General features: G+C 50.2%; 23 protein-coding genes. All 23 read right to left on the bottom strand.

The window, feature by feature from the left end; translation table 11 throughout:
* Positions 1 to 43: 43 nt before the first annotated feature.
* Entirely contained in the window at positions 44 to 826 is a 783-nt protein-coding gene (locus J7E85_RS10930; protein WP_215157673.1) for a YlmH family RNA-binding protein, read from the bottom strand.
* Between the two features lie 15 nt (positions 827 to 841).
* Positions 842 to 1,111: a YggT family protein gene (locus tag J7E85_RS10925; RefSeq protein ID WP_076320646.1), complete on the bottom strand. Its 270-nt coding sequence runs from the start codon at positions 1,109 to 1,111 to the stop codon at positions 842 to 844.
* 8 nt (positions 1,112 to 1,119) lie between these two features.
* On the bottom strand, positions 1,120 to 1,566 hold the full coding sequence (locus J7E85_RS10920; RefSeq protein WP_009589651.1) for a cell division protein SepF: 447 nt from the start codon (positions 1,564 to 1,566) through the stop codon (positions 1,120 to 1,122).
* A gap of 2 nt (positions 1,567 to 1,568) precedes the next feature.
* On the bottom strand, positions 1,569 to 2,258 hold the full coding sequence (locus tag J7E85_RS10915; RefSeq protein ID WP_215157671.1) for a YggS family pyridoxal phosphate-dependent enzyme: 690 nt from the start codon (positions 2,256 to 2,258) through the stop codon (positions 1,569 to 1,571).
* Positions 2,259 to 2,266: 8 nt separating this feature from the next.
* Entirely contained in the window at positions 2,267 to 3,124 is an 858-nt protein-coding gene (gene pgeF / locus J7E85_RS10910; RefSeq protein WP_215157670.1) for a peptidoglycan editing factor PgeF, read from the bottom strand.
* A gap of 69 nt (positions 3,125 to 3,193) precedes the next feature.
* Entirely contained in the window at positions 3,194 to 3,493 is a 300-nt protein-coding gene (locus J7E85_RS10905) for a YlmC/YmxH family sporulation protein (protein WP_251035631.1), read from the bottom strand.
* Positions 3,494 to 3,689: 196 nt separating this feature from the next.
* Positions 3,690 to 4,472, bottom strand: coding sequence for an RNA polymerase sporulation sigma factor SigG (gene sigG / locus J7E85_RS10900; RefSeq protein WP_006209087.1), 783 nt, complete (start codon positions 4,470 to 4,472; stop codon positions 3,690 to 3,692).
* A gap of 77 nt (positions 4,473 to 4,549) precedes the next feature.
* Entirely contained in the window at positions 4,550 to 5,272 is a 723-nt protein-coding gene (gene sigE / locus J7E85_RS10895) for an RNA polymerase sporulation sigma factor SigE (RefSeq protein WP_071222992.1), read from the bottom strand.
* Positions 5,273 to 5,443: 171 nt separating this feature from the next.
* The gene (gene spoIIGA, locus J7E85_RS10890; protein ID WP_215157741.1) at positions 5,444 to 6,460 is read right to left on the bottom strand and encodes a sigma-E processing peptidase SpoIIGA; all 1,017 of its coding nucleotides are present in this window, start codon (positions 6,458 to 6,460) and stop codon (positions 5,444 to 5,446) included.
* Between the two features lie 392 nt (positions 6,461 to 6,852).
* Positions 6,853 to 7,983, bottom strand: a complete 1,131-nt coding sequence (ftsZ, locus tag J7E85_RS10885; RefSeq protein ID WP_215157666.1) for a cell division protein FtsZ — start codon at positions 7,981 to 7,983, stop codon at positions 6,853 to 6,855.
* Between the two features lie 57 nt (positions 7,984 to 8,040).
* Positions 8,041 to 9,324: a cell division protein FtsA gene (gene ftsA / locus J7E85_RS10880; protein WP_009589690.1), complete on the bottom strand. Its 1,284-nt coding sequence runs from the start codon at positions 9,322 to 9,324 to the stop codon at positions 8,041 to 8,043.
* A 215-nt stretch (positions 9,325 to 9,539) separates the two neighbouring features.
* A complete protein-coding gene (locus tag J7E85_RS10875) occupies positions 9,540 to 10,295 on the bottom strand; it encodes a cell division protein FtsQ/DivIB (RefSeq protein WP_215157664.1) in 756 nt (251 codons plus the stop codon).
* Positions 10,296 to 10,356: 61 nt separating this feature from the next.
* A complete protein-coding gene (gene murA / locus J7E85_RS10870) occupies positions 10,357 to 11,640 on the bottom strand; it encodes a UDP-N-acetylglucosamine 1-carboxyvinyltransferase (protein ID WP_215157662.1) in 1,284 nt (427 codons plus the stop codon).
* Between the two features lie 16 nt (positions 11,641 to 11,656).
* Positions 11,657 to 12,562, bottom strand: coding sequence for a UDP-N-acetylmuramate dehydrogenase (murB, locus tag J7E85_RS10865; RefSeq protein WP_215157660.1), 906 nt, complete (start codon positions 12,560 to 12,562; stop codon positions 11,657 to 11,659).
* 158 nt (positions 12,563 to 12,720) lie between these two features.
* The gene (gene murG / locus J7E85_RS10860; RefSeq protein WP_215157658.1) at positions 12,721 to 13,830 is read right to left on the bottom strand and encodes an undecaprenyldiphospho-muramoylpentapeptide beta-N-acetylglucosaminyltransferase; all 1,110 of its coding nucleotides are present in this window, start codon (positions 13,828 to 13,830) and stop codon (positions 12,721 to 12,723) included.
* Between the two features lie 5 nt (positions 13,831 to 13,835).
* Complete coding sequence (spoVE, locus tag J7E85_RS10855) at positions 13,836 to 14,933, bottom strand: stage V sporulation protein E (protein ID WP_076320637.1); 1,098 nt, start codon at positions 14,931 to 14,933, stop codon at positions 13,836 to 13,838.
* A 49-nt stretch (positions 14,934 to 14,982) separates the two neighbouring features.
* Entirely contained in the window at positions 14,983 to 16,416 is a 1,434-nt protein-coding gene (gene murD, locus J7E85_RS10850) for a UDP-N-acetylmuramoyl-L-alanine--D-glutamate ligase (protein WP_215157656.1), read from the bottom strand.
* A 3-nt stretch (positions 16,417 to 16,419) separates the two neighbouring features.
* Entirely contained in the window at positions 16,420 to 17,385 is a 966-nt protein-coding gene (gene mraY / locus J7E85_RS10845; protein WP_215157654.1) for a phospho-N-acetylmuramoyl-pentapeptide-transferase, read from the bottom strand.
* Between the two features lie 4 nt (positions 17,386 to 17,389).
* Positions 17,390 to 18,811 (bottom strand): UDP-N-acetylmuramoyl-tripeptide--D-alanyl-D-alanine ligase, encoded by a 1,422-nt coding sequence (locus J7E85_RS10840; protein WP_215157652.1) that lies wholly within the window; start codon positions 18,809 to 18,811, stop codon positions 17,390 to 17,392.
* The gene (locus J7E85_RS10835) at positions 18,811 to 20,295 is read right to left on the bottom strand and encodes a UDP-N-acetylmuramoyl-L-alanyl-D-glutamate--2,6-diaminopimelate ligase (protein ID WP_215157650.1); all 1,485 of its coding nucleotides are present in this window, start codon (positions 20,293 to 20,295) and stop codon (positions 18,811 to 18,813) included. The genes J7E85_RS10840 and J7E85_RS10835 overlap by 1 nt, the downstream gene beginning before the upstream one ends.
* A 60-nt stretch (positions 20,296 to 20,355) precedes the next feature.
* Complete coding sequence (locus J7E85_RS10830) at positions 20,356 to 22,299, bottom strand: stage V sporulation protein D (RefSeq protein WP_215157648.1); 1,944 nt, start codon at positions 22,297 to 22,299, stop codon at positions 20,356 to 20,358.
* Positions 22,300 to 22,386: 87 nt separating this feature from the next.
* Positions 22,387 to 24,657: a penicillin-binding transpeptidase domain-containing protein gene (locus J7E85_RS10825; protein ID WP_215157646.1), complete on the bottom strand. Its 2,271-nt coding sequence runs from the start codon at positions 24,655 to 24,657 to the stop codon at positions 22,387 to 22,389.
* A gap of 18 nt (positions 24,658 to 24,675) precedes the next feature.
* Positions 24,676 to 25,089 (bottom strand): cell division protein FtsL, encoded by a 414-nt coding sequence (locus J7E85_RS10820; RefSeq protein WP_215157644.1) that lies wholly within the window; start codon positions 25,087 to 25,089, stop codon positions 24,676 to 24,678.
* Positions 25,090 to 25,107: the final 18 nt, after the last annotated feature.

Below are 25,107 nucleotides of genomic sequence, written 5' to 3'. Positions count from 1 at the left end.
ACTTTGTACTCATTCGACAAAAAAACGGCAATTCCTTCAAAGGTCAGGCATATTTCCCAACCTTGATACGGTACCGCCCTTTTTTCGTCAGGCTTCCTGTCTCCAAAACTTTAAACCGCCCAAACCCTTGGATGGAAACGACATCGCCTTCTTTTAAATTCGTGGAGGGATCCTCTTCCAATCTCCAGTTCACGCGGCATCGGCCAGCCTTGATTGGCACCACGATTTTCGTACGGCTGATTCGGTATGCATCACTGGCGATTCCGTCGAGTCTCATGGAAGATACCGTTATATCCATCGTTTCAAAATTCGTGTGGGCAACCTGAAGCTTGTCCAGCGGCAGCAGTTCCGTCATCACATGCACCCGGTGGACCTGGCTGAGATTCAGATGGAGGAACGCGCTAATGTCGTCGGCAACGACCGCATGGCAGCCGTCCGCGAGCACATGGATGTCACCGATCTTGGATCTCTTAATGCCAAGACCCAAAATCGAACCCATATAATCGCCATGCTCCAGCTCCAGAAACTTCTGATCTCCGGAAGAGATGCTGAGCACCTTCATCTTGAAATCCTCGCCTTCAAGCGCTCGGTAATCCGGAGCGATCAACGCTCGCACGCGTTCTGCATCAGCATGTCCACCATCAAACATAGCCTGCACGTCCGGATGACGATTCACGAGCGATTCCAGAATGAATCGCTGCCGAGGATCCAGAAAATCCGTCAGTTTCGCTTCATGGTATTGTCCGGCATTGACAACCCACTCCCAAGCCCGGTCCACAAATTCCCGTTCATCCTTGTGAAAATGATCGTAGATGTCCAGTTTCATCGCTGATTCACCTGCTTACAGGAAATATCCGAGAATAGCGTACACGCCGCGCTGAGCCAGTTGAAGCACAAACAGTGCGACGATCGGGGAAATATCGATCATACCCATGATCGGCGGAATGAAGCGGCGAAAAGGTGATAGATACGGCTCCACTAACTTGCCAAGCAGTTCACCGATAAAGCTTTCTCTCACGTTCGGAAGCCATGACATTAAAACGTAGACCAAGATCATATAAAAATAAATTTGGAACAGCGTTCCGACGATACTGTAAATTTCGTAGGTCAAAGCCTAAATCACCTCATTCTGTTATATTCATGCTCGTCCGCTAGAATCTCCGAGATCGAACCTTGGATCTCCACGGTGTCCGGCGTGCATAGGAAGATATTCCCGCCCACCTTTGAGATTCCGCCGCTAAGCGCATACACGGTTCCGCTGAGAAAATCAATAATGCGCAGCGCTTGATCATTCCTTACACGCTGCAGATTGACCACAACGGTTCGGAAGGAGCGCAGATGATCTGCAATCTCCTGTGCTTCATCATATGAACGAGGCTCCACTAATACCACCTTAACGTTCTTCTGTGAATGAATGCTAACGATATTGCCACTCTTTTGGTTCTTCCGATGATCAAACGGCGTTGCCTCCACCGGCTCTTCCTGCGAGGCCAGAACCTCGCGTTCCACAACTTCTTCTTCCTCTTGCAGTCCCAAGAAATTCATAAACCGGTTCATCACGCCCATCGTCAATCCTCCTCTTTCCCTACTAAAATCGAGCCGAGACGCACCCAGGTCGCCCCTTCCTCTATGGCTACTTCAAAGTCATTGGACATGCCCATGGACAATTCGGTCAATGGCTCCGCCGTAAGCGCCTGTGCATTCAGCTCATCTCTTAGTTGTCTTAAACCACGAAATACAGGACGCGTCTGCTCCGCCAACGATTCGTATGGAGCCATGGTCATGAGTCCGGTCACCTTTACGTATGAAAGACTGTTGATTTCCTTCAAAAACTCGGCTGCTTGCTCAGGAGGCAAGCCATACTTGGATTCCTCGCCCGAGATATTGACCTGCATAAAGGCGGATACCTGCAGATTCAGCGCAGCAGCCCTCTTCTCCAGCTCATGGGCCAAGGACAAGCGGTCGAGCGAATGAATATATTGAAATTTATCAATGACATCCCGGACCTTATTGGTCTGAAGATGGCCGATGAAATGCCATGTGCCGCGATCCCCAAGAGCTTCCCACTTCGCCTGGGCGTCCTGCCAGCGATTCTCGCCGATATGCTGCAGTCCCTGATCCAGTACCGAAGCTGTCATATCCAAGGAGACATATTTAGTAACCGCAATGATATTTACATCATTCCGATCCCTGCCATTTCTTGCGCAAGCCTCCGTTATTCGCTGTTCCACTTGATCGATACGTTCCTTCAAACTCAAGGGACGACTCACCTCTTTCTCATCCCGATCCAACTTGCCATACGACCCGTCGTGCCTCCATCTTTACGATAGGAGAAGAACAGATCGTGATTGCAGCTTGTACACCATGATGTACATTCGATATGTTCCGCCAATATTCCTGCTTTAATCATAATGTGTCTGTTTATTTCTTTCAAGTTCAGCATGTATTTCCCGTGTCCCTTGTCGATATAAACAGCTGAATTTGTAACTTCCTCGGATATAAACTCACCGATTCCAATATCGCGGACCCGATCCATGACCCGATCATCTACCTCGTAACAGCACTCGCCTATGGATGGACCAATCGCTGCGTGAATGTGCTGAGGCAAGCTTCCGTATTCCACAGCCATCCTGTTGACCATTTTCTCAGCGATGCTTCCCACGGTCCCCTTCCACCCAGCGTGTGCCAAACCGACAGCACCCGTAACCGGATCCCAAAAATAAAGCGGCACGCAGTCCGCGTAAAAGGACGTCAATAAAACGCCGGGAACATTGGTTACAAGTCCGTCCGTATCTTGAAAAGCCGAAGCCCGGTCCAAGCTCCCTCTGCCCCTGTCCTTATCATGAACCACGCCAATCTGAACATCATGGACCTGTTCACCGCAAGTCCAGTCTTCCAGAGAAAAGCCAAGCGCCGCAGCGGTCCGTTTCCGGTTCTCTACAATGACACCCGGCTCGTCTCCGACATGAAAGGCTAAATTCAAACTGTCATAGGGGGCCTGGCTAACACCGCCATCTCGGCCTGTGAAACCGGCCGTGAGTGCAACGCTTCCCGATTCCCCTCTCCATTTTTCGAGCACAAACAGACTCGGTGTCTGCTGATTCTGCCTAACAAACGGTTCCATGCGCATCCCACCTCTATGACCAGTGTAACAGAAAACCTACGCCGGAGACACATTAACCCATCCGTCTGTTTAGAAGGATCGTCGATCCGGTCTGTCCAGGTATTCCACCGATTCCTGATCATCGGGCGTTCTCCGCAATTCCTCCACTTTGACAAGGACGACATCCGAACCAATCTTGACGATATTCCGCCACGGAATGATCAGGTCGCTCCCGCCGCCGAACAGCCCCATAAATTTGCCGTAGCTCGGCACCACAATCGCTTCAATCCGGCCCTGCCGCAAGTCCAGCTCCAGATCGCTGATCTGTCCGAGCCGCTTGCCATCAATGATATTAATAACATCCTTCGTTTGAAAATCGGAAATTTTCATCTTTTTCCCCACCATTTGATTATCAGGTATCATGCATATCACACCTTAGATGTATTTGAAGGTTAGCCGTCCATCCGTTTTTAATCCATATCCCTCTGTTCAATATATGAGCCGCTTGGGTAAAATAGCTTATTTTAAATTAAAAAAACGATCCCATAAACGGGATCGTTATCTGTTCGATTGATGGCTGGTCTTCTTAAGTTTTGACGTGCTTCTGCATCTGCTTGATCGCTGACTTCTCCAGGCGGGACACTTGAGCTTGGGAGATGCCAATTTCATCCGCAACTTCCATCTGGGTCTTGCCTTCATAAAAGCGCATGGATAAAATCATTTTCTCGCGTTGTCCGAGCTTGTGCATCGCTTCCCGGAGGGCAATTTCCTCAATCCAGGACACATCTTTGTTCTTATCATCACTGATTTGATCCATCACATAAATCGGATCGCCACCATCATGATAAATCGGCTCAAACAGCGAAACGGGATCTTGGATAGCATCAAGTGCAAAAACAACGTCTTCCTTGGGCACGTTCAGCGCTTCGGAAATTTCAAAAATCGTCGGTTCACGCGAGTTCGCATTTGTCAGCTGATCCCTGACCTGAAGCGCCTTGTAAGCAATATCACGCAGTGATCGGGAGACGCGAATCGGGTTATTATCCCTTAAGTATCGACGTATTTCTCCGATAATCATCGGTACGGCATAAGTGGAAAATTTAACATTTTGCGATAAATCAAAATTGTCGATGGCTTTCATCAATCCGATGCAGCCTACCTGAAACAGATCATCAACAAACTCTCCCCGATTGTTAAACCTTTGGATGACGCTGAGCACCAGTCTCAGGTTGCCATTCACCAGTTTTTCTCGAGCCGATCGTTCATTGTTCTGCTGCAGATTATGAAACAGTTCCCTCATTTCCACATTCGTCAGAACAGGCAGTTTTGACGTATCCACACCACAAATTTCAACTTTGTTTCGCGTCATGATGACTAACCTCCCAAGGAGAAACATTACTGTACATTATCTCCGAGGGGGGCTATTTTATTCCTTACGATTTCCAGTTACACCATCTTGTTGAATTCTTTACGGAGCCGTTTAATAATTCTCTTCTCCAATCGGGAAATGTAGGATTGTGAGATTCCAAGCAGATCTGCCACGTCTTTTTGCGTCTTTTCCTCGCCGTCCTGAAGGCCAAAACGAAGCTCCATAATCATGCGTTCCCGGTCGCTTAATTTATCGAGTGCTTTTTGCAGCAGCTTCCGGTCGACCTGCTCCTCGATGTTACGGTAGATGGTGTCATTCTCAGTACCCAATACGTCGGACAAGAGCAATTCATTGCCGTCCCAATCGATATTCAGCGGTTCGTCAAAAGAAACCTCGCTGCGGGTTTTGTTATTCCGGCGCAAATACATCAAAATTTCGTTCTCAATGCAGCGCGAGGCATATGTAGCCAGCTTGATTTTTTTCTCCGGATCAAAGGTATTCACCGCTTTAATCAAACCGATGGCACCTATCGATACCAAATCCTCGATGTTAATGCCGGTGTTCTCGAATTTGCGGGCAATGTAAACAACCAGACGCAGGTTGCGTTCGATCAGCATGGCACGGGTGGCCGCATCGCCCGTAGGCAGCTTCTTGAGCAAGAACTCCTCTTCCTCTTTTGTAAGCGGCGGCGGGAGCGCCTCGCTTCCTCCGATATAGTAGATTTCCTGACTCTTCAGACCTAGCAAAAAAAGTACGCGATAATACTGCAGCTGCAAGGCTAATCTCCATTTAACGGGCATCTCTTATCCTCCTAAACGTTTTCCCGTAGGGATAACTGACTTCATAGCGTAATTTGCATTCTTCTAGTTCGGCATGCTTTGGAAATGTCATAAGGGTTTTCAAAGACTTATCCATGCGGTTCGCCGCAAGGACGGGAGCACGCGAGCACTATGAAAATGGCTTCACCGTTATCATCCTGCATTCTCGGCTTCACCTGATTCCGTACCGGTTCCCCCATTGAGCGATGAAGCGCCCTTTTCGGTAGAATGTGCATTCATCTTCGGCATACCTTCTCCTTCTGTCAACGCCGGATGAATGATGGCTCTGTATGCCCTGTCACCCGAGAGCGTCCCGCCATCAAGACCAATCCACACCTTGGATGCCGAATATTCAAATCCTCCCAGTTCGATCCGTACCATGTCGGGCTTTAGCGCAAGCATGAAGGCAGCCCCCCGGTTAACGCCGCGATACGGAACAAGCCGCAGACGGTCTTGCCATTCAAATTCCTCTGCCGCCAGCCCCATGATTAATTTGTCCGGTTCCCCCTCCATCAACTGTTTACTCCATCCCTGGGGCAGGTGGGCTTCCCACAATGCTGCTTCCATCACCATAACCGGTGTGCGCGTTAAGGGATCACTCAATTGGTTGCCTGTATCCAGGAGTCCCACACAGGATATTTTGGCGCTGCCGATCCATACGGACACCTCTCCCAATAAGGCTTCCCGGTTCTCGGTTTTACGTTTCGTGGTCTGAACGGCTTTAAACGCGAATACAACTACAAAAAAGGTAATGCACGCAAACCAGAATCCTACCTTCAATTCAAACGATAGCCCTCCCGATGTCGTATACCATATCCCGCTGAACAGTTCTCCCGAATTTTGGACCAAGTAATGAACACCGATAATGCCTCCGGCCGCGGCAAAATTCACCATATAAAATGCTCCCAAATTCCGCAGATAACTCTGTAAACTTGCAAAGCCGAAAGCTATCCATAACATGATCAACGAAAGTCCAAATTTGATGAGAAAGGTAAACAAAAATGACAGCTGCGGGACAAACATCATGACGACATACAGTGCGCCTACCACAGAGGATAATGCAAGTCTCCACCACCTTGGCCTAACCCTGCGCATCCAGGCGGTCAAAGCCAGCAAAATGCCGTCAATGACGAGGTTTGCCAAAAATATGAGATCAATATAAACAACCAGGTTGTTCACCTGCCTAGTCGAAGAATCACTTCGGTTATCCTTCTGTTGTTTGCTGGGCAATGGGAGATGTTACTAGTATAAGAAGAATAGAATTCAAAGTCTGTCTAAACCTGTGGGCGGTTTATAGACTTTTTTTGTCGATGAAGGGCAGTTTTTAAAAGACCCGAACCAAGAGCAGCCACTTGGCGTTATCAGCAATCTCTATCTTGGAAGGAAAGCTTGGAGAATATCCTTAAATTCTACGATATTTACCCATTGGCGGGTTCTTATTCGTGAAAGTGTGACAGCATTAGCTGAATAGTCCTGCAAATGAAGCAAAGGGAAAATGGCGAGGTTTGAATACAAAAATAAGCCTGTCTTCATCATGATGACGAAGCCCAGGCTTATTTATATTAATCATTATTGCGGGAACGATTGCGGAGGAAAGTAGGAATATCAAGCTGATCATTGCTGTTCTGGTTGCCAAATGGCTTTAGATTCACATTACTCTTGTCCGTTGCCGACTGCTGTTGTTGTTGCTGCTGTTCCTCTTGAGGCACAGGACGACGTCCAGGAGGGATTGGAGCAGGCTTGCCTTCAAAGCCGGTAGCGATAACCGTTACTTTGATTTCATCCTTCATGTTTTCCTCAATAATCGCACCGAAGATCATGTTCACTTCCGGATCGGAAGCTGAAGTTACGATCTCGGCCGCTTCATTTACTTCATACAAGGAGAGATTGGTTCCTCCCGTAATGTTCATGATCACACCACGCGCACCTTCGATAGAGGTTTCCAGCAGTGGGCTCATGATGGCCTTGCGGGCAGCCTCGGAGGCACGGTTCTCACCAGTAGCCAGTCCAATACCCATCAGGGCCGAGCCACGTTCTGTCATGATCGTTTTCACGTCGGCAAAGTCAAGGTTGATCAGACCCGGCACTTGGATCAGATCAGAAATGCCCTGAACGGCCTGGCGCAATACGTTATCAGCTTCTCGGAACGCTTCCAGCATCGGTGTCTTCTTATCCACGATCTCCAGCAAGCGATCATTCGGAATGACGATGAGTGTATCCACTTTCTCTTTCAATGCTTCAATGCCAAGCTCCGCTTGGGAAGCACGCTTGCGGCCTTCGAAGGTAAACGGTCGAGTCACCACGCCTACGGTCAGTGCGCCGCATTCCTTTGCGATTTCAGCAATGACAGGTGCAGCACCCGTTCCGGTTCCGCCACCCATACCGGCCGTAACGAATACCATATCGGCACCCTTCAGGGTGTTCATGATCAAATCGCGGGATTCTTCCGCAGCCTTCTTGCCTACGTCAGGATTGGCGCCGGCACCAAGACCGCGAGTCAGCTTGTCCCCGATTTGCAGTTTATGTTCGGATTTGGCAAGGTGGAGTGCCTGAGCATCCGTATTGACTGTAATAAATTCAACACCCTGCACACCATTCTCAATCATTCGGTTAACGGCGTTGCTTCCGCCGCCACCTACTCCGATTACTTTTATTTGAGCTAAGCTCTCCATTTCAAAATCAAATTCCAACATCTAATCCATCTCCCCCTCAATGTGCGTGGATGGCACGTCCACAGTCGAATGAATCCGCTATATAAACTCGCTGAACATCTTTTTCAAGCGTTCAATAAATCCCGGCTTCTGGCTGGTCTCCTGAGTTGCTGCGACAGGATTTTGCTGCTTAGCGCGGTTCACCGGTTTCTTGCTATTTCCGCTGCTGTTGTTGCTTCCTCCTGTATTGCGTACACGTACGTTCCGGATTGCATTATGGAGGATGCCGACTCCGCTGCAGTATCCCGGATCACGAACACCGATGAAATCGGGAACCGCAATCCGTACGGAAGTCGCCAGCTCATTTTGTGCCACCTGCAGCACACCAGGCATGGACATAGTGCCCCCAGTAAGTATATAACCACCAGGAAGCTCACTGTAACCCAAGCGCTTAATTTCTTGGCGCACCAATTGGAAAATTTCCTGAACGCGAGGTTCTATTATAGCTGCCAGATCTTCTTGGGTGAACTCCTTGTCCACATTGCTTCCAATTCTCGTTACTTTAAACGTTACTTCGTGTGCGGCACTCTCGATCAGCGCGCATCCGTACTTCAGCTTAACCTTCTCTGCTTGATCCGTTAGCGTTCGCAGGCCATAAGCGATATCATTCGTAACGAAATCTCCACCAACCGGGAGCGTCGAAGTTGCGGCAATACTGCCTCCCTCGAACACAGCCAACGTGGTTGAGCCCGCCCCGACGTCAACCAGCACCGAACCCATCGTTTTCTCATCCTTGGATAAGGCTAGCTGTCCGGCACCAAGCGGAATCAGCACCAGATCCTTCACTTTCAGACCTGATTTCTCCACACAACGTAACAGGTTATGTATTGCCGTTTTGGCGCCAGTAATAATCGTCGCTTCAACTTCTAGCCTTACGCCGATCATTCCTCGCGGATCAGAGATTCCTTCCAAACCGTCAACTACAAACTGTTTAGCAACCACATCGATAATTTCACGATCCGGAGGAAGCGCCACGACTTCCGCTGCTTTCAGCACGCGGTCGATGTCCTCTTCACCAATTTCGCGATCCTCGTTCGATACTGCCACAACTCCATGGCTGGATTGAAGTCCGATATGATTTCCAGAAATGCCGACATATACTTCGGATATTTGAATACCGACCATACGCTCCGCATGATCAACAGCGCTGCGAATGGATTGTACGGTCTGGTCGATATCTACAATTGCACCTTTGCGAATTCCCTCCGAGTCGGCAGATCCAACTCCAATAATATTAAAGGTTCCATTATTAACTTCCCCAATAATAGCACGAACTTTGGATGTACCGATGTCCAAACTAACAATGATGTCATTGTTGCTCAAGCCCTGGCACCTCCTGTTTTTAGCAAATTAATTTTGATAATAAAGAATACATTTCTACTTATTCAACACTCGCAGGTCTTTCCCTCTTTTTTCAACATTTTTTTTACTGCCAACATTTGCTATGACAGGCCGTAAAAGTCATTCAAAAAAGAAGAGCCGAACCAAGTTGTCAATACATTCAATTGTACCATTTATTCCAATCCCTGAGTAGGGGGTTATTGCCCTTCTTCAGCGTCTTCTCCAACTTCTTCTACAAACGGCACATAAGCGTCCGCTTCCAGCATCGTAATCACACCCGGCCGCTCCATTTCGGTCACCTGGTTCAGGTACTCTACTTTGTCGCGGAGCAAGGAAACCGAAGTAATGACTTCGAACTTGGAACGTGTATACATCTTGATCCGATCCGGAAAAGATAGCGTCGGTGACGGCATGATTTCCGAGATATCGGAGGTCAGGCTGCCCGAAATCTCCGCAAGCACTTCGCTAAGCTCGGCTTTGTTGGGATCGTCTGGAGCCCAATTGGTCAAAATCGGCTTCTCAACGGCAATACCGCTCGCTGTAACAGGAACTGAGGTACCGCTGGCCAGTATGGCTTGAAGTTCCCCGCTTTGGGATAGCTCGTAGGCCACCGTAGGATGCTCCGTCACCACGATGCTGACTTCGCCCGGAAAGCTCTTGACCACTTCAGCCGACTTAATCGTTCCCAGCTTCATCAGGCGTTCCTGCACATCTTTCGGCTCAACGCCAAAGTACTGGTCTCCGATGTGGAGTCCGCTTTGCTTGATAAGCTGCTCATTTGTATTAAACGTATTGCCTGTAAAATGAATCTCGGTAACTTGGCTGACTGACGACCGGAAAAATAGAATCGTCAGCAGGGCTACGAATAGCAGCAAAAGTATCCCTATGATTTTTTTGGCTGTTTTCGGTTTGGGCTTGTCCTGCTTAAGGACAGGCATATGTGTCTTGGACATATCCACTCTCTCCATAAAGACCTGTTATCCCCTCCTTTGCGCGGAGGGGAAGCACAGGACCTCAATTGGCTAAATCAAGCGGTTTTGGCACCGGAGATTGACGATAGATCCGTGCGCCTAAACCTTGGAACATGTTTTCAATACGATCATAACCGCGATCAATATGGTGAACTTGCTCCACCACGGTTGTTCCCTGCGCGGCCAAACCGGCAATGACGAGCGCCGCTCCAGCCCGAAGATCGGTTGCCTCCACAGTAGCTCCATAAATTCTCTGAACACCGCGTATAAACGCATAGTTCAGATCTGTGGAAATGTCCGCCCCCATACGGGAGAGTTCCTCCACATGCTTGAACCGTCCTTCGAATACCGTCTCTTTCATCACGCTAAATCCGTCCGCCAAGGACAACAAGACCATGACCTGGGATTGCAAATCAGTCGGGAACGAAGGATACGGTGAAGTCACAATACGTTCCACCGCTTTAGGACGGCTCATACAGCTTATGTTTATTATATCATTGCATATACTGGTTTGAACACCGGCGCGCTTTAGCACATGTATAAGGGAAGTTAAATGAGATGGATTGGTCTTTGTAAGCGTTACACTACCGCGGGTGACGGCCGCTGCGATCATGACGGTGCCCGCTACGATCCGGTCCGGTATGATCTCGTATTCGCAAGACTCCAGACGCTCCACGCCATGGATCGTGATGGTATCCGTTCCTGCGCCGATAATGTTCGCTCCCATCTTGTTCAGGAAATGCTGAAGGTCCTGAATTTCAGGCTCTCTGGCGGCATTGGTGAGCACCGTTGTGCCAAGCGCTGTTGCTGCTGCCATCATGATATTCTCCGTTGCCCCTACGCTGGCAAAATCCAGATGAATATCCGTTCCGACCAGCCGGCTTGCCCTGCAATGGATCTTATCATTACTCTCTTCGATTTCCGCACCAAGCGCCTGCAATCCCTGAAGATGGAGGTCGATCTTACGTTCTCCGATCGCGCAGCCTCCGGGCTGATAGATCGTCACTTCACCAAAACGGGCCAGCAGAGGTCCCATCAAAAAGATGGAGGATCGCATCTGCTTCATTAAATCTTCCGGGACATGAAACGAATTGGCAGACGAGGTATCCACAGTAACCGTCTCCAGCTCATGCTTGCATTTGGAGCCAAGACGGCTGAGAATGCTGAGCATCACTTCAATATCCAGCAGATGCGGGACATTGCTTAATCTTACCGTCCCTTCTGCCAGAAGACTTGCTGCTAGAATAGGTAAAGCTGCATTTTTTGCGCCATGGATACGAATGGTTCCTGATAGGGGCCTTCCACCCTCAATCACCAATTTGTCCAATGTATCACCTCCGAGTTTACCGCTCGCCCAGAACGTACACCTCAGGCACCATATGAATTCCGTTCTTTTCCGAGATGGTTTCCTTGATGCGTTCCATCAAAGCGAGCACGTCCTCTGCTGTCGCTTGACCGGTGTTCTCAATGAAATTGGCATGCTGTAAAGAAACTTCTGCTCCCCCGATCCGTAGGCCCTTAAGACCGGCAGCCTCGATCAACCTCGCGGCATGGTCGCCGGGCGGGTTGCGAAATACACTGCCTGCCGTTGCGGATTGGAGCGGCTGTGTACGTCGGCGACGGTCCTTGTAGGAGGCCATAACAGCTGAAATTTCTTTGCGGTCTCCTTGACGGAGCCCAAATACCGCTTCAGTCACAATCCCTTTTCGTTCATGCAGAATGGAGTGTCGGTAATCAAACGCCATATCTTTCGCAGCATACGTAACCAATTCCCCTGTTTCCAGTACAATGTCAGCGGACTTGAATATGCGTGACACATCTGACCCATGGGCACCTGCATTCATGTAGACGGCCCCTCCGACCGATCCAGGAATGCCTCCGGCAAATTCAAGACCGGATAATCCTTCTTTTCCGGCCAGAACACTGAGCTTGACAAAAGACAGACTGCCGCCTGCAGTTACCGTCTCTCCGTCAAAATGAAGCTCCTCAAATCCCTGGCCCAGCTTGATGACCGCTCCCCGAATGCCTTTATCGGCAACCAACATGTTTGAACCGCGGCCCAATTGTGTCCATGGTATGTGATGGGCATGGAGAAGAGTGACCAGTTCCCTGAGCTGCTCCTTGTTCTCAGGAATAATCAGGCAATCGGCTGGTCCGCCTATTTTCCACGTCGTGTATTTTGCCAGCGGTTCGTTCCATAATACGGTTCCGACATTGGCCTCTGATAGTAGCGATTTCCACTGCTGCATTTTAAATAAACCTCCCCTTGACTTTCAAAACCAAAAGGCCATTCCTTCAACAAGATGAAGAGATGGCCGCTGTCAGTAATGCCGGCCTCATGGGTGTGTCACGATTATAGAGTATCTTATGTCAGGCTCCATAGGTGTGTGACAATCGCCCTGCCGTTTTAGCGTTTACCGGTTAACCGGCGGATTTCTTGAACAATGACGGTAGCCGAATCCGGTTTGCCGAGTTTTTTCGAAGCCGCAGACATCGCCTCTCTGGTAGAGCGACTGGTCATGATCTCCTCAAGCTTTCGAAACAGCGTTTCAGCCGTCAAATCCTTTTCAAGAATCATGCTGGATGCGCCTGCTTCCTCCAATTGCCTCGCATTCGCCTCCTGATGGTTATTGGTGACGTTAGGTGAAGGTATAAGTACGGATGGAATGCCCAGCGATGTAATCTCCGCCAGGAATGAAGCTCCAGCACGATTTACAATCAACGAAGTAGCCGCAAGCACTTCCGGCATATTATGAACGTAAGGTACGATATGAAGATGATTCGGCATAGTACCGAGCTGCGACAGGATGGATTCCCGTGTGTTCTCAAAATAAGTATCGCCCGTAACAAACACAAAATGTACGCCTGAGTGCTTCTGTATGAACGGCGCCATCCCGATCATCGCGTTATTGATCGCCTTGGCCCCCCGGCTTCCGCCGACGATCAGTACGACCTGGCTGTCCATCGGAATGCCGAGCGTAGCAAATCCACGTTCACGATTGGCGGATAATACCGTTGTCGCACGTGGATTTCCTGTATAAACCGTTCTTTTGGCTTTAGGAAAAGAGGACTCCGATCCCTCAAAGCTGACGGCAACCGTATCCGCATATCGGCTGAGGAACTGGTTGGTGAGGCCCGGGATCGCATTCTGCTCATGAATCATCGTCGGTATTCCAAGCTTGGCCGCTGCATAAACCACCGGACCGCACACGTAACCTCCGGTACCGATCACGACATCGGGTTTAAACTCCTTCAGGAGGGCCTTCGATCGCTTCACGCCTTTGAAAAAACGCATGATCGTTTTCACGTTATCCAGCGACAGCTTGCGCCGGAACCCTGTGATATCGATGCTCTCAAACGGCAGCTTCTCTTGGGGTACCAGCTTGCTTTCGAGACCCCGCTTACCTCCGATATATAAAAACTCCGTTTTCGGATCTTCTTTTTCACATTGTCTTGCAATGGCAACGGCGGGGTAAATATGCCCCCCCGTTCCGCCGCCGGTCAATACGACACGCATACCCTTCACCTCGCATAACGGGAAATATTTAATAGAATGCCCAGCGCCGTCAGCATCAGCGTCAGTGAGCTGCCTCCGTAACTGATGAGCGGCAGCGTAATCCCTGTCACCGGCATTAAACCGATAACGACACCGATATTGATAACGACCTGTATGGCGACCATGCCTACGATACCAACAGCCAGCAGACTTCCAAAGCCATCGGATACGGTCATGGCCACTCTCATGCCCCGCCACACCAAGGCAGCGAACAAGAGCAGGACAATCAAACCGCCAATGAACCCAAGCTCTTCGGCCAAAATCGAAAAAATAAAATCTGTCTGCGGTTCAGGTACATAAGCGTACTTCTGACGGCTCATGCCGAGTCCGAGTCCGCCAAGTCCCCCCGGCCCTATAGCATAGAGGGATTGGATGATCTGATAGCCTGCGCCAAGCGGGTCGGACCATGGATCGAGAAATCCAGTTATCCGCTTCAGCCGGTAGGGGGCCGTTAGAATCAAGCCAATGAAACCGGCTACCCCGCCTAATGCGAGAAAGCCCAGATGCTTCATCTGTGCCCCTGCGGTAAAAACGATCATCATCGCAGCACCCAGCATAACGGCTCCCGTACCCAAATCAGGCTGTAACATAATCAATCCGAATGCCAGTCCAATCAAACCAAGCGGCGGCAAAAGCCCCCTCGTAAAAGACGTAATATCATAATCTTGCTTACTAAGCCAGCGTGATAGAAACAGAATCATCCCCAGCTTCATAAACTCGGAGGGCTGAATACCGAACGAGCTGATGCCGAGCCAGCTTCTGGCCCCGCCGCGAACAACGCCAACCCCTGGAATAAGTACGATAATCAGCATAAAAAAGCAGACCAGCAGTGCAAGCTTGCTGTATTTCTTCCAAACCCGATAGTCGGTCTTCGATGTGAAATACATTGCGGCAAGCCCCAGACAGGCAAAAAACAGCTGACGCTTCACAAAATAAAACTTATCGCCATAGTCATGAAATGCGAGGACAGATCCTGCACTGTATACCATGACGATTCCGATGGCCAGTAGGGCCAAAATACAGATAAGCAGCCACAGATCGGGCGCCTGGCGGTTCTTGTTCATGGAAAGGCCACCTCGTACATCCTAAGTAGGGGCTTATCCACCCCCCTACTTAAAGGTTATGCACCGCCTCTTTAAAAATGCGTCCTCGTACCTCAAAGGAAGGAAACATGTCCCAGCTCGCACATGCGGGAGATAGTAGAACAATATCCCCACTCTCTGCCAGCCCGGCAGCCTTTTGGACAGCCGAGGTCAAAGTCGCGGCGGCGTCCTTTCCATTATCGACGAGGAAGATGTCCTTTAATCCGGCTTTGGCAGCAGCATTCGCGATTTTCTCCTTGGTTTCGCCAAGAAGCACGATGGCTTTTACCCTTCCTTGCATGGAAGGAATCAAATCCTCGTAATCCGACCCACGATCAAGCCCGCCAGCGATTAATACGATAGGCTTCTTAAACGAAGTCAACGCCATATGCGTCGCCTTGGAGTTCGTTGCCTTCGAGTTATTGTAATAGGATACGCCCTTAAGTTCGGCAACGTATTCCAGGCGGTGCTCAACGCTGCGGAAGCTGGACAAAGCTTCTTCCAGCTTATCGGGGGCAACGCCGGCCGCTATGGCAATTGCACAGGCTGCCAATGCATTCGCTACATTAAATCTTCCGGGCAGTCCGATGTTCTCCACACGGATGATCTCATGCGTAAACCCTTCGCCATCTGTATAAATCACGGTACGCCCTTGATCGTCTTCGTCCGAGTCCTGGGCACCGGCAGCATACGGCGGCATGACGTGAACCCCCTCACGAAGGCTCTCACTCATCGAAAAAGGCACGATGCGCGCCTTGATATATGGAACAAGGTTTCTGCACACGGGATCATCCCAATTGAGCACAGCGGTATCATCCGCAGTCTGGTTGGCGAACAGCTTGGCTTTGGATGCAATATAATCATCCATTCCGCCATGGTAATCAAGATGGGTTTCCGCAACGTTGAGAAGGCAGGCAATACGCGGTCTGAACGCCTGTGTTCCTTTTAACTGAAAGCTGCTCAGCTCAACGACCATCCAGTCGTTTTCAGTTGCTTCTGCTGCAGCCTCGGATAGAGGCGTGCCGATATTACCGGCTACAATCGGGGAAAGACCTGCGCTATCCAGCAGCTTGCCCACCCAGGTTGTCGTCGTTGTTTTGCCATTCGAGCCCGTAATGCCGATTATCGGAGCTTCACACAGGTGATAGGCAATTTCAACTTCGGTCACGACAGGAATCTCAAGCTCAAGCGCTTTTTGAACAGGCGGGACGGAATACGGAATTCCGGGATTTTTGACAAGAAGCGTCACACCGGGATGAATAAGATCATCGGGATGTCCACCGCAAATAACAGAAATACCCAAAGCCTCGAGCTCCGAAGCTTCAGGACACTGTTCTCTTTCCTTTCTATCATTTACAATGACGAAGGCCCCAGCTTGATGCAGCACTTTTGCTACCTGTACCCCACTTTTGGCAAGACCCAATACTACGATATGCTTATCCCGATAATCATCTAGCTGCTTCATATGTTACAACCCCTTGTTGATATAAAGTCCGAGTCCCGCAAGTATCAGTCCCACGGCCCAAAATGTAAAGACAACGCGCCACTCCGACCACCCGGATAATTCATAATGGTGATGGATCGGGCTCATTTTGAATATTCGTTTGCCCCGGGTTTTGAAGGAGGCCACCTGAAGCACTACGGATAGCATCTCAATGACGAATACCCCGCCAATAATGAGGAACAGCAGCTCACTCTTGGTAACGATCGCAATGGCACCAATAGCGCCCCCGATTCCTAATGATCCCGTGTCTCCCATGAATACCTTGGCAGGGTGAGCGTTAAATACCAGAAAACCGAGAACCGCACCGATCATCGCCGCTGCGCAGAATGCCGCCGCGAACGAGGTAGACTGGATCGCCACAATGGCATAAGCACCAAAGGCAATCGCGCTGACACCGGACAGAAGACCATCCACTCCATCGGTGAAATTGACCGCGTTGCTGATCGCAAGCATCATGACCACGATGAACGGATAATAGAACCAAGGCCCCCAATCAAAGGACCAATCCATCCCTGGAACGCTTATCGCCGTGCTATGCCCGTTGGAGATCAACAGCCAGCACATAATACCGGAAAACAGAAGCTGTCCAAACAGCTTCTGTCTAGCCGTGAGTCCTAATGATCTGCGAAATACGATCTTAATATAGTCGTCAAGAAAGCCGATCAACCCGAAACCGAGCGTGGCTACGATCATTACATAGAAATCAGTATCGACAGGTGAAAATTTAATATAAGTCAGTGTAAAAGCAAGCAGAATTACAACGCCGCCCATCGTTGGCGTCCCGGCTTTTTTCAAGTGGCTCTGCGGACCGTCACTCCTGACCTGCTGGCCGAACTTCATCCGCCGCAGCAGCGGAATGAGCAGCGGAGCCGATATCACCGCAAGCACAAACGCTACACCGATTGTCAATAACAGCAATTGAAAGTCCATCAGCTCACCCCCTCACTCCATTGTTGCCGCCAGGCAGGGCCTTCAAGGCGTCAACAACCTGTTCCAGCCTCATGCCGCGCGAGGCTTTCACCATTACGATATCCTTCTCCGTTACCCGCTCCAGCAGAGCCTCGATCAGCTGCTCTTTATCCGTAAACGGAAGCACAGCCCCTTCAGGGAAGCGATCTTTCGCTTTCTTCGCCGTATGAAGCGACAATGGGCCGAAGGTGAACACAAGATCCGCATTGTCCGGAGATAAATAATCTCCAATCTCGGCATGGAATTCCTCTTCCCGCTGACCAAGTTCCAGCATGTCCCCGAGAACGGCAATCCGTCGGTGGTAGCCTTTCATATCTCCAAGCACGTCCACTGCCGCCTTAACCGCGGTAGGACTGGAATTGTAAGCATCATTCAGCACGGTGACCCCGAACGCAGTCTCCACGGCTTCGATCCGCATACTCGACAGCTTCAGATTGGCAAAGCCACTGCGAATGGCTTCATCGCCGATTCCCAAATGGGCCGCTGCTGCCATCGCCGCCAGCGCGTTGACTACATTATGACGACCGAGAAGCGGCAAGCTGAAGCCTTCGCCCGCATGCCGGTTCGAAGTGAATATGATACCTCTTGCATGGAACATGAGTCCCGTCGGATAATCATCATTGGTTTCTTGATTGCCGAACGTAAACGTTCGCAGTCCCTCGGGTTTCACCGTAGCTTCTTCAGCAAGCACCTGACGGATCAACGGTTCGTCCCCGTGATAGATCAGCAAGCCGCCTGGCTTCATGCCACTGATAATTTCAAGCTTGGCGCGGGCGATTTCTTCGCGCGAACCGAGCTGAAGCATATGCGCTTCCCCTACGTTAGTAATCACCGTCATATCCGGACGCGCAATGGTCGAAAGCAGTTCAATCTCGCGACGTCCGCTCATGCCCATCTCAAGCACGATCACATCGGTATCTTCCTTCATCGCGAGTACGGTTAACGGAAGACCGATATGATTGTTGTAATTGCCTTGCGTCTTGTGAACCTTAAACGTGGTTTCAAGCAGTGCGGACACCATGTCCTTCACTGTCGTTTTCCCGTTGCTGCCGGTAATGCCGATCACCTTTGCTCGGCTCTCGGACAAATAGGCCGCAGCAAGCGACTGGAGTGCCGTTAACGTATCCTCAACGAGAATGAGTGGCAGGTCATCGGGAATCGGTTGATGATCTCTCTGCCAGAGCACTGCACCAGCTCCGCTGGCGAGCACACTCTCGGCGAACGCATGCCCGTCAAATTTCTCGCCGACAATCGGAACAAACAGATTACCCGGCTGTATGGTTCGGGAGTCGGTACCGACCCCTTGAATGATAATGCTGTCATCTTGGTTACGTGAGAGCGTCCCGCCGCACATGTCGGCGATGCTCTTTAATGATTTATGGATCACTATTGTCTGCCCCTTATCGCGTCTTTGGCTACGATGCGGTCGTCAAAATCTAGCACTTCGCCCGCAATCAGCTGGTAGGTCTCATGACCTTTCCCCGCAATCAATACTACATCGCCCGGGCTTGCCATTTCAATAGCCTTTTCGATCGCTTTCCGGCGATCAACGATGAGTTTGTAGCTTTCTGTTGCCACTCCGTCCTCAATCAAGCCGGCTTCGATATCCTTCAGGATCAAATCCGGATCTTCGGTACGGGGATTATCGGAAGTCACCAATACAACATCGCTATATTTCGCGGCAATTTTACCCATGATCGGCCGTTTGGTCCGATCCCGGTCGCCGCCGCAGCCGAATACCGTGAGCACCCGGCCTTCAGCAAATTCATTAACGGTACGCAGCACATTTTCGAGTCCGTCCGGCGTATGTGCATAATCCACAATCACGGCGTACAGCTGCCCCTCATCCACGACCTCAACGCGGCCGTCGACTCCGGGTACGGACTCCAGGCTGTTCTTGATATCCTCGAGCGGGATTCCCTCAAGAAGCGCGGCAGCAATCGCGGCCATGGCGTTATACACGTTGAATTTCCCTACCATTCGAATTGAAATATCTGCACTGCCGCGGAATGTATCCACATGGAACGAGGTGCCTTGAGCGGTGATTGAGATGTTGCTTGCCCGTATATCCGCATTGTCTCCCAAACCATAGGTAATCACTTCCGCTGCCGTCTGCTTGGCAAAATAAGCTGAAGCCTCATCATCCGCATTCAGGACAGCATATTTGCGCGATGATTCATCCTTGGCAAAAGCGTTGCCCAGCCGGGAGAAAAATAACCCTTTTGCCCCGCGGTATTCTTCCATCGTATGATGATAGTCCAGATGATCCTGCGTCAGGTTTGTGAATATGGCCGTCCGGAAATCCGTTCCCTTCACCCGCCCCTGTTCGAGCGCATGCGAGGATACCTCCATCACGCAGCACTCAGTGCCTGCGTTCGCCATATCGTTCAAGTAACGCTGAAGCTCCAACGCCTCGGGTGTTGTTCTCGGCATCGGGAACGACCGGCCGTCATATTTCAGCTGAATCGTGCCGATGAGTCCGGTCTTCAGACCGTAATCGTTCATGATCGACTCAATCAAATACGTTATCGTGGTCTTGCCGTTCGTTCCGGTTACACCGATCATCTTCATGCGGGAGCTTGGCTGATTAAAAAAGGCATTCGCCAAACCCGCCATCGCAAAGCGGCTGTCCTTCACGATGACTTGCGGAAGGTCTACCTCAAGCTTACGCTCAACGACCAATGCCGCAGCGCCTTGGTCGGCGGCCTGGGCTGCAAACTGGTGTCCATCTACCGTATGGCCCGGCAGACAAATGAACAAATCCCCCGCTTTCACTTGTCTCGAGTCTGTTTCAATCCCCGTTATTTCAACATCTCCGGATCCTTTGATAACAGCAGCAGCCAATACGGATGATAATTGCTTCAATTTCATTGTTATCCCTCTCTCTATATATCTGCATCATCCGTCCTCGCTCGTGAACCGGATGATGCCTTAATGTTCGTGCTTGGATTCCTCCGGGTCTTCACCCATATAAATCCGAATGGTAGCCCCCCGCTCCACCCGGCTTCCCGGCTTTGGCGCCTGGGAAATGACCGTGTTGCCGGTCCCGGACTTGGCCAGCATGAAATTCATATTCAGATCCTCATACAGATCCTGAATGGTTGCTCCGACCAGATTCGGCACAGTCACGGTTGGCGTCTCGCCATATTTATATTCGCGGGCAAGCTGATCTTTACGGGGAGGAACCTTCATATAGTGCAGTGCATCCTCCAGGATGTTCTGTACAATTGGAGCAGCTACGACACCACCGAACTGAATGCCCTTCGGATTATCTACCGCAGTGTACACCACAATCTCAGGATCATCGGCAGGTGCGAATCCGATAAACGATACAATATGCTCGGTCGATGAGTACCGGCCGTTAATAACCTTCTGGGCCGTCCCCGTCTTCCCTCCGACGCGATAACCGTCAATGAAGGCCGGGCGTCCGGTCCCTTTGGCGACAACGCTCTCGAGCGCCTCGCGCACTTGCTTGGATGTTTCTTCCGAGATCACTTGTCTGACGAGCTCCGGCTTAACTTCCTCGACCGTCTCTCCCGTCTCCGGATTGACCCACGCCTTGGCCACATGCGGCTTAAACAATTTGCCGCCGTTAATGGCCGCGGACACTGCCGCAACCTGCTGGATCGGCGTAACTGATACCCCCTGCCCAAATGCCGTTGTGGCTAACTCAACCGGACCGACGTTAGCGAGTTTGAACAGGATGCCATTCTCTTCCCCATTCAAATCGATGCCCGTTTTGGCCCCAAAGCCAAAATCGCGGATATACTGGAACAAGCTTTCCTTGCCCAGCTTCTGACCTAACGCCACAAAGCCCGGGTTGCAGGAGTTCTGGACAACCTCCATGAAGGTCTGGCTGCCATGGCCGCCTTTTTTCCAGCAGCGCAGTCTTGCTCCACCGACCTCTACCGCCCCACTGTCAAAGAAGTGATCGTTCTTCAGATTAACCTTGTCCTCTTCAAGGGCAGCGGCAAGCGTAATAATCTTAAACGTCGAGCCCGGTTCATAGGTCATCCAGATCGGCAGGTTGCGATTATACGTCTCGGCTGAAAACTGCTGGTAATTGGCAGGAGAATAACCCGGCCTGCTGGCCATCGCCAAAATCTCGCCCGTCTTGGGATTCATAGCAATCGACCAAGCCCCATTCGCCTGATACTTCACCATGGCTTGGTCAAGCTCCCGCTCCATAATGGACTGGATCGATTTATCGATCGTTAGCTCCAGATTCAGACCATCACGAGGCTCGACATACTTCTCCGAGGAACCCGGCATGATTCTTCCGCCTGCATCGGACAGATAGGATATTCCGCCTTCAAAGCCCTTCAGCTTGTCGTCATGCATGGCTTCCAAGCCGGTAAGTCCCTGACTGTAGGCCCCTGTGAACCCCAAAATATGGGCTGCGAGATCGCCATAGGGATAATACCGTTTGTTATCCTCAGCAACAACGATACCCGGCAGCTTCAAATCACGAATTTCCTGAGCCAGCTCCATCGTAATTTTTCGTCCACCGGGATTTATCCGTTCCAACCTCGAACGTTTCGTAATGATTTTCTTGATATCGGCTTTGTCCATGCTGATAAGCCCAGCCAAGGTCTCGGCCGTATGGTCCGGATCTTTGATTTGTACAGGAATCGCCCAAATGGTCGGTGTCGTTATATTCGTAACTAATGCGGTTCCGTTACGATCCAAAATTTCACCACGCTGTGCCGCAAACGGAATGTCACGGCGCCAGAGGTTCTCCGCCTTCGCCGACAGCTCCGCGCCTTTCCCAATCTGCACATATGCCAGTCTGATGATCAGTGCAGAGAACAGCAAGAGCAGCAGCAGCAGGCTCCAGAGCAGTCTTCTCCGCTGCGATACCTTGGATACTTTCACCTAAGCTTCCCTCCCTGTTTGAACCCGAAAGCTCATGATTATGCGTTCTTCACATGAGTATTCGGGACAAACCCGGGTTAGAACAAGCTATTCCCCTTCTGCATTGCCTGTTGTTTCAGTTTCTTCATCGGTGGATTCTTCCCCGTTAGGATCTTCGTTGCCATCGGATGATGTTTCATCAGAGCTGCTGCTTCCCGTTATTAACTCTTGAGCCGATTTCAGGGTTAACTGTACGATTCGCTGGCCATTCTCCTTGGCTTCCAATTGCGAAACAACGTAGCCCTCACCCTGAACATTAACCTTTACTTTCATCAAAGTGAGCACTTCCATGGCATCCCTGAGCGATTCACCCTCTAAATTCGGGATTTTCATCGTTGGGCTATCCTCTGTAAGAAGATAGATCCGTTGACCAGCACTAATGATCGCATTTGCAGGCGGATATTGCTCCTTCACCGTGCTTCCGTTGCCCAAGGTCTCAAACGCTACTCCATCCTTCAGCAGCTTGGCTTTTACGTCGCTCAGCTTCATCCCTGTAAAGTCTGGTGCTTTTAGGGAATCCTTCAGCGTCGTGCCTGCATTCGATTTTTCTTTATCCTGAGTTGCATTCGATTTGGGAACGCCCCAATAATTCAAGGTCTTGGAGACGATTTCTTTGAATATCGGTGCTGCCAGCTTACCGCCGCCCTGTTCCACGTTCGGTTCGTCGATAATGACCAGCACGGCAATCTTCGGATTCTCGACGGGAGCGTACCCGATGAACGAAACGATTTGTTTCGAACGGTCTTTATAGCCGCCGCCGGATTTTATAGCGGTACCCGTTTTGCCCGCAACCCGGTAGCCGTCAATATATGCAAGCTTACCTGTACCAATGGATTGGTCGGCTACGACCTGCTCAAGGTAAGTCCCTGTTTCTCTTGCGGCCTCTGGAGAAATAACCTGCCGGACCACTTCCGGCTCGATTTTCTGAACCTCACCTGTATTAGGATCTTCGATCTGTTTCACCATGTGAGGCGTCATGAGCTTGCCCCCATTGGCAACGGCTGAGATGGCCGCAATCTGTTGAATAGGCGTTACGGATACGGCGTAACCATAGGTCATGGTAGAAATATCGGAGTCATAAGTCATGTTCAAGGTACCCAAAACTTCGACTGGGAGGTCGATCCCCGTTCTCTGAGTAAACCCAAATTCCCGAATATAGTTGGTAAATCGTTCCTTGCCAAGCATTTCGAATCCCAATTTGACAAAAGCAACGTTACTCGACTTCTTCACGCCTTCCAAGTAGGTGATAGGGCCCCAGCCTACGCTGTTAATGTCCCGGTGAGTTCTTCCACCCGCTCTTATGGAGCCGGATTGATAAATAGCACCCGGGTTAAACAGCTTCTCCTGAACTGCACTGGCCAGCGTTACAATTTTAAAGGTCGATCCCGGCTCATAGGTGGACCGCACGGCATGATTGTTAAAATTCTTTTGATTCCATTCCGAATATGTATTGGGATCAAAAGTCGGCATATTGGCCATCCCCAGTATTTCCATCGTGTTCGGATCCGCTGCGATTACCGTCATACTGATTGGTTTATATTGGTTATACGTGTCGAGCATCGCTTCCTCGATATAATACTGGATTGTATCGTCGGTCGTCAGTACTAAATTTTTCCCATTTATTGCAGGCTGATATAAATCGTTCTCACTCGGCAGCTTGACCCCCTTCTTGTCACTCTTGTAAGAAGCGAATCCGTCAGTTCCCTTCAGCTTGTCGTCATAATATTGCTCAATGCCTCCAACACCTTTACCCTGTCGATCGGTATAACCCAAGATATGAGCAGCCAATGTCTTTTGTGGGTAATATCGTTTTGACTCTCGCTGAAAGCCGATGCCCGAATCGGGAACCTTACCGGCGGCCTTTAATTTTTGATTCAAGCTTTCACTAAACTCTTTAACCTCTTCCATCTTCTCCTGGTCAATCTTCCATCCTTCACTGCGGACTTCACGGCCTTTGAGGTATTCCCCCTTATCGTCTTTAGCTTTAACCAGCTCACGAAGTTCGCCCTCATCCTTGTCGAGAATCTCATGCAGCCCTTTAACGACCTCATTCTCCATGCCGTTAGCCTGAATGACCGCAGGGTTCACAATGACCGTAAAGGCAGGCGCATCCATGGCAAGAATATCGCCGTCCCGATCCATAATCGTCCCTCGCGTGGCCGGAAGATCCTGTTTACGAGACCACTTCTTCAAAGCCTCGGCTTTCCAGAAGTCGTTATCGATTACCTGCAGCCAAAAGACCCGACCAATCAATAAAGCAAAAAAGAGGGTTATACATCCCCCTATTAGCACGGTACGCAGTTTGATTTTTTTTATCATCGGTCAAAACCTCACACTTCAATCATTTTGTCCCGAGTCCGAATTCTGTGTCCCGGATGAACCCGAGACGGGTGATAGATGGATCGTATTGTTATCCTCAATAGGCACATAACCCAACTCTTTTGCCTTGTCCAATATTTGCGTCTCCAGTGTTTGCTTTTCAACATGAAGCTGATCAATATCTCGTTTCGCTTTGAGTATATTATTGTCGGTATCATGAATTTGCCGGTTTAAGTCATAGGAATGAACATGACTCATACCAATGACGCCCATGACGGCAACCACAAACACCACGGACAACATATACAGCAGCTTTTCTTTTTGCGGAAGCTGGGAACGACGTTTGACGACTTTTGTCTTCTCGAGATAGGCGGACTGCTGCGTTTCCTTCTGTCTCTCCTGTACGGCTAAATTGCCGCGCGTGTAGGCCATGGCTGATTCTCCTTCTTC

Source organism: Paenibacillus sp. ISL-20 (assembly GCF_018613005.1).
Lineage (GTDB): Bacteria > Bacillota > Bacilli > Paenibacillales > Paenibacillaceae > Paenibacillus_AQ.
The sequence above is the reverse complement of the archived record's forward strand: the minus strand, read 5'-3'. Positions and strand labels throughout refer to the sequence as shown.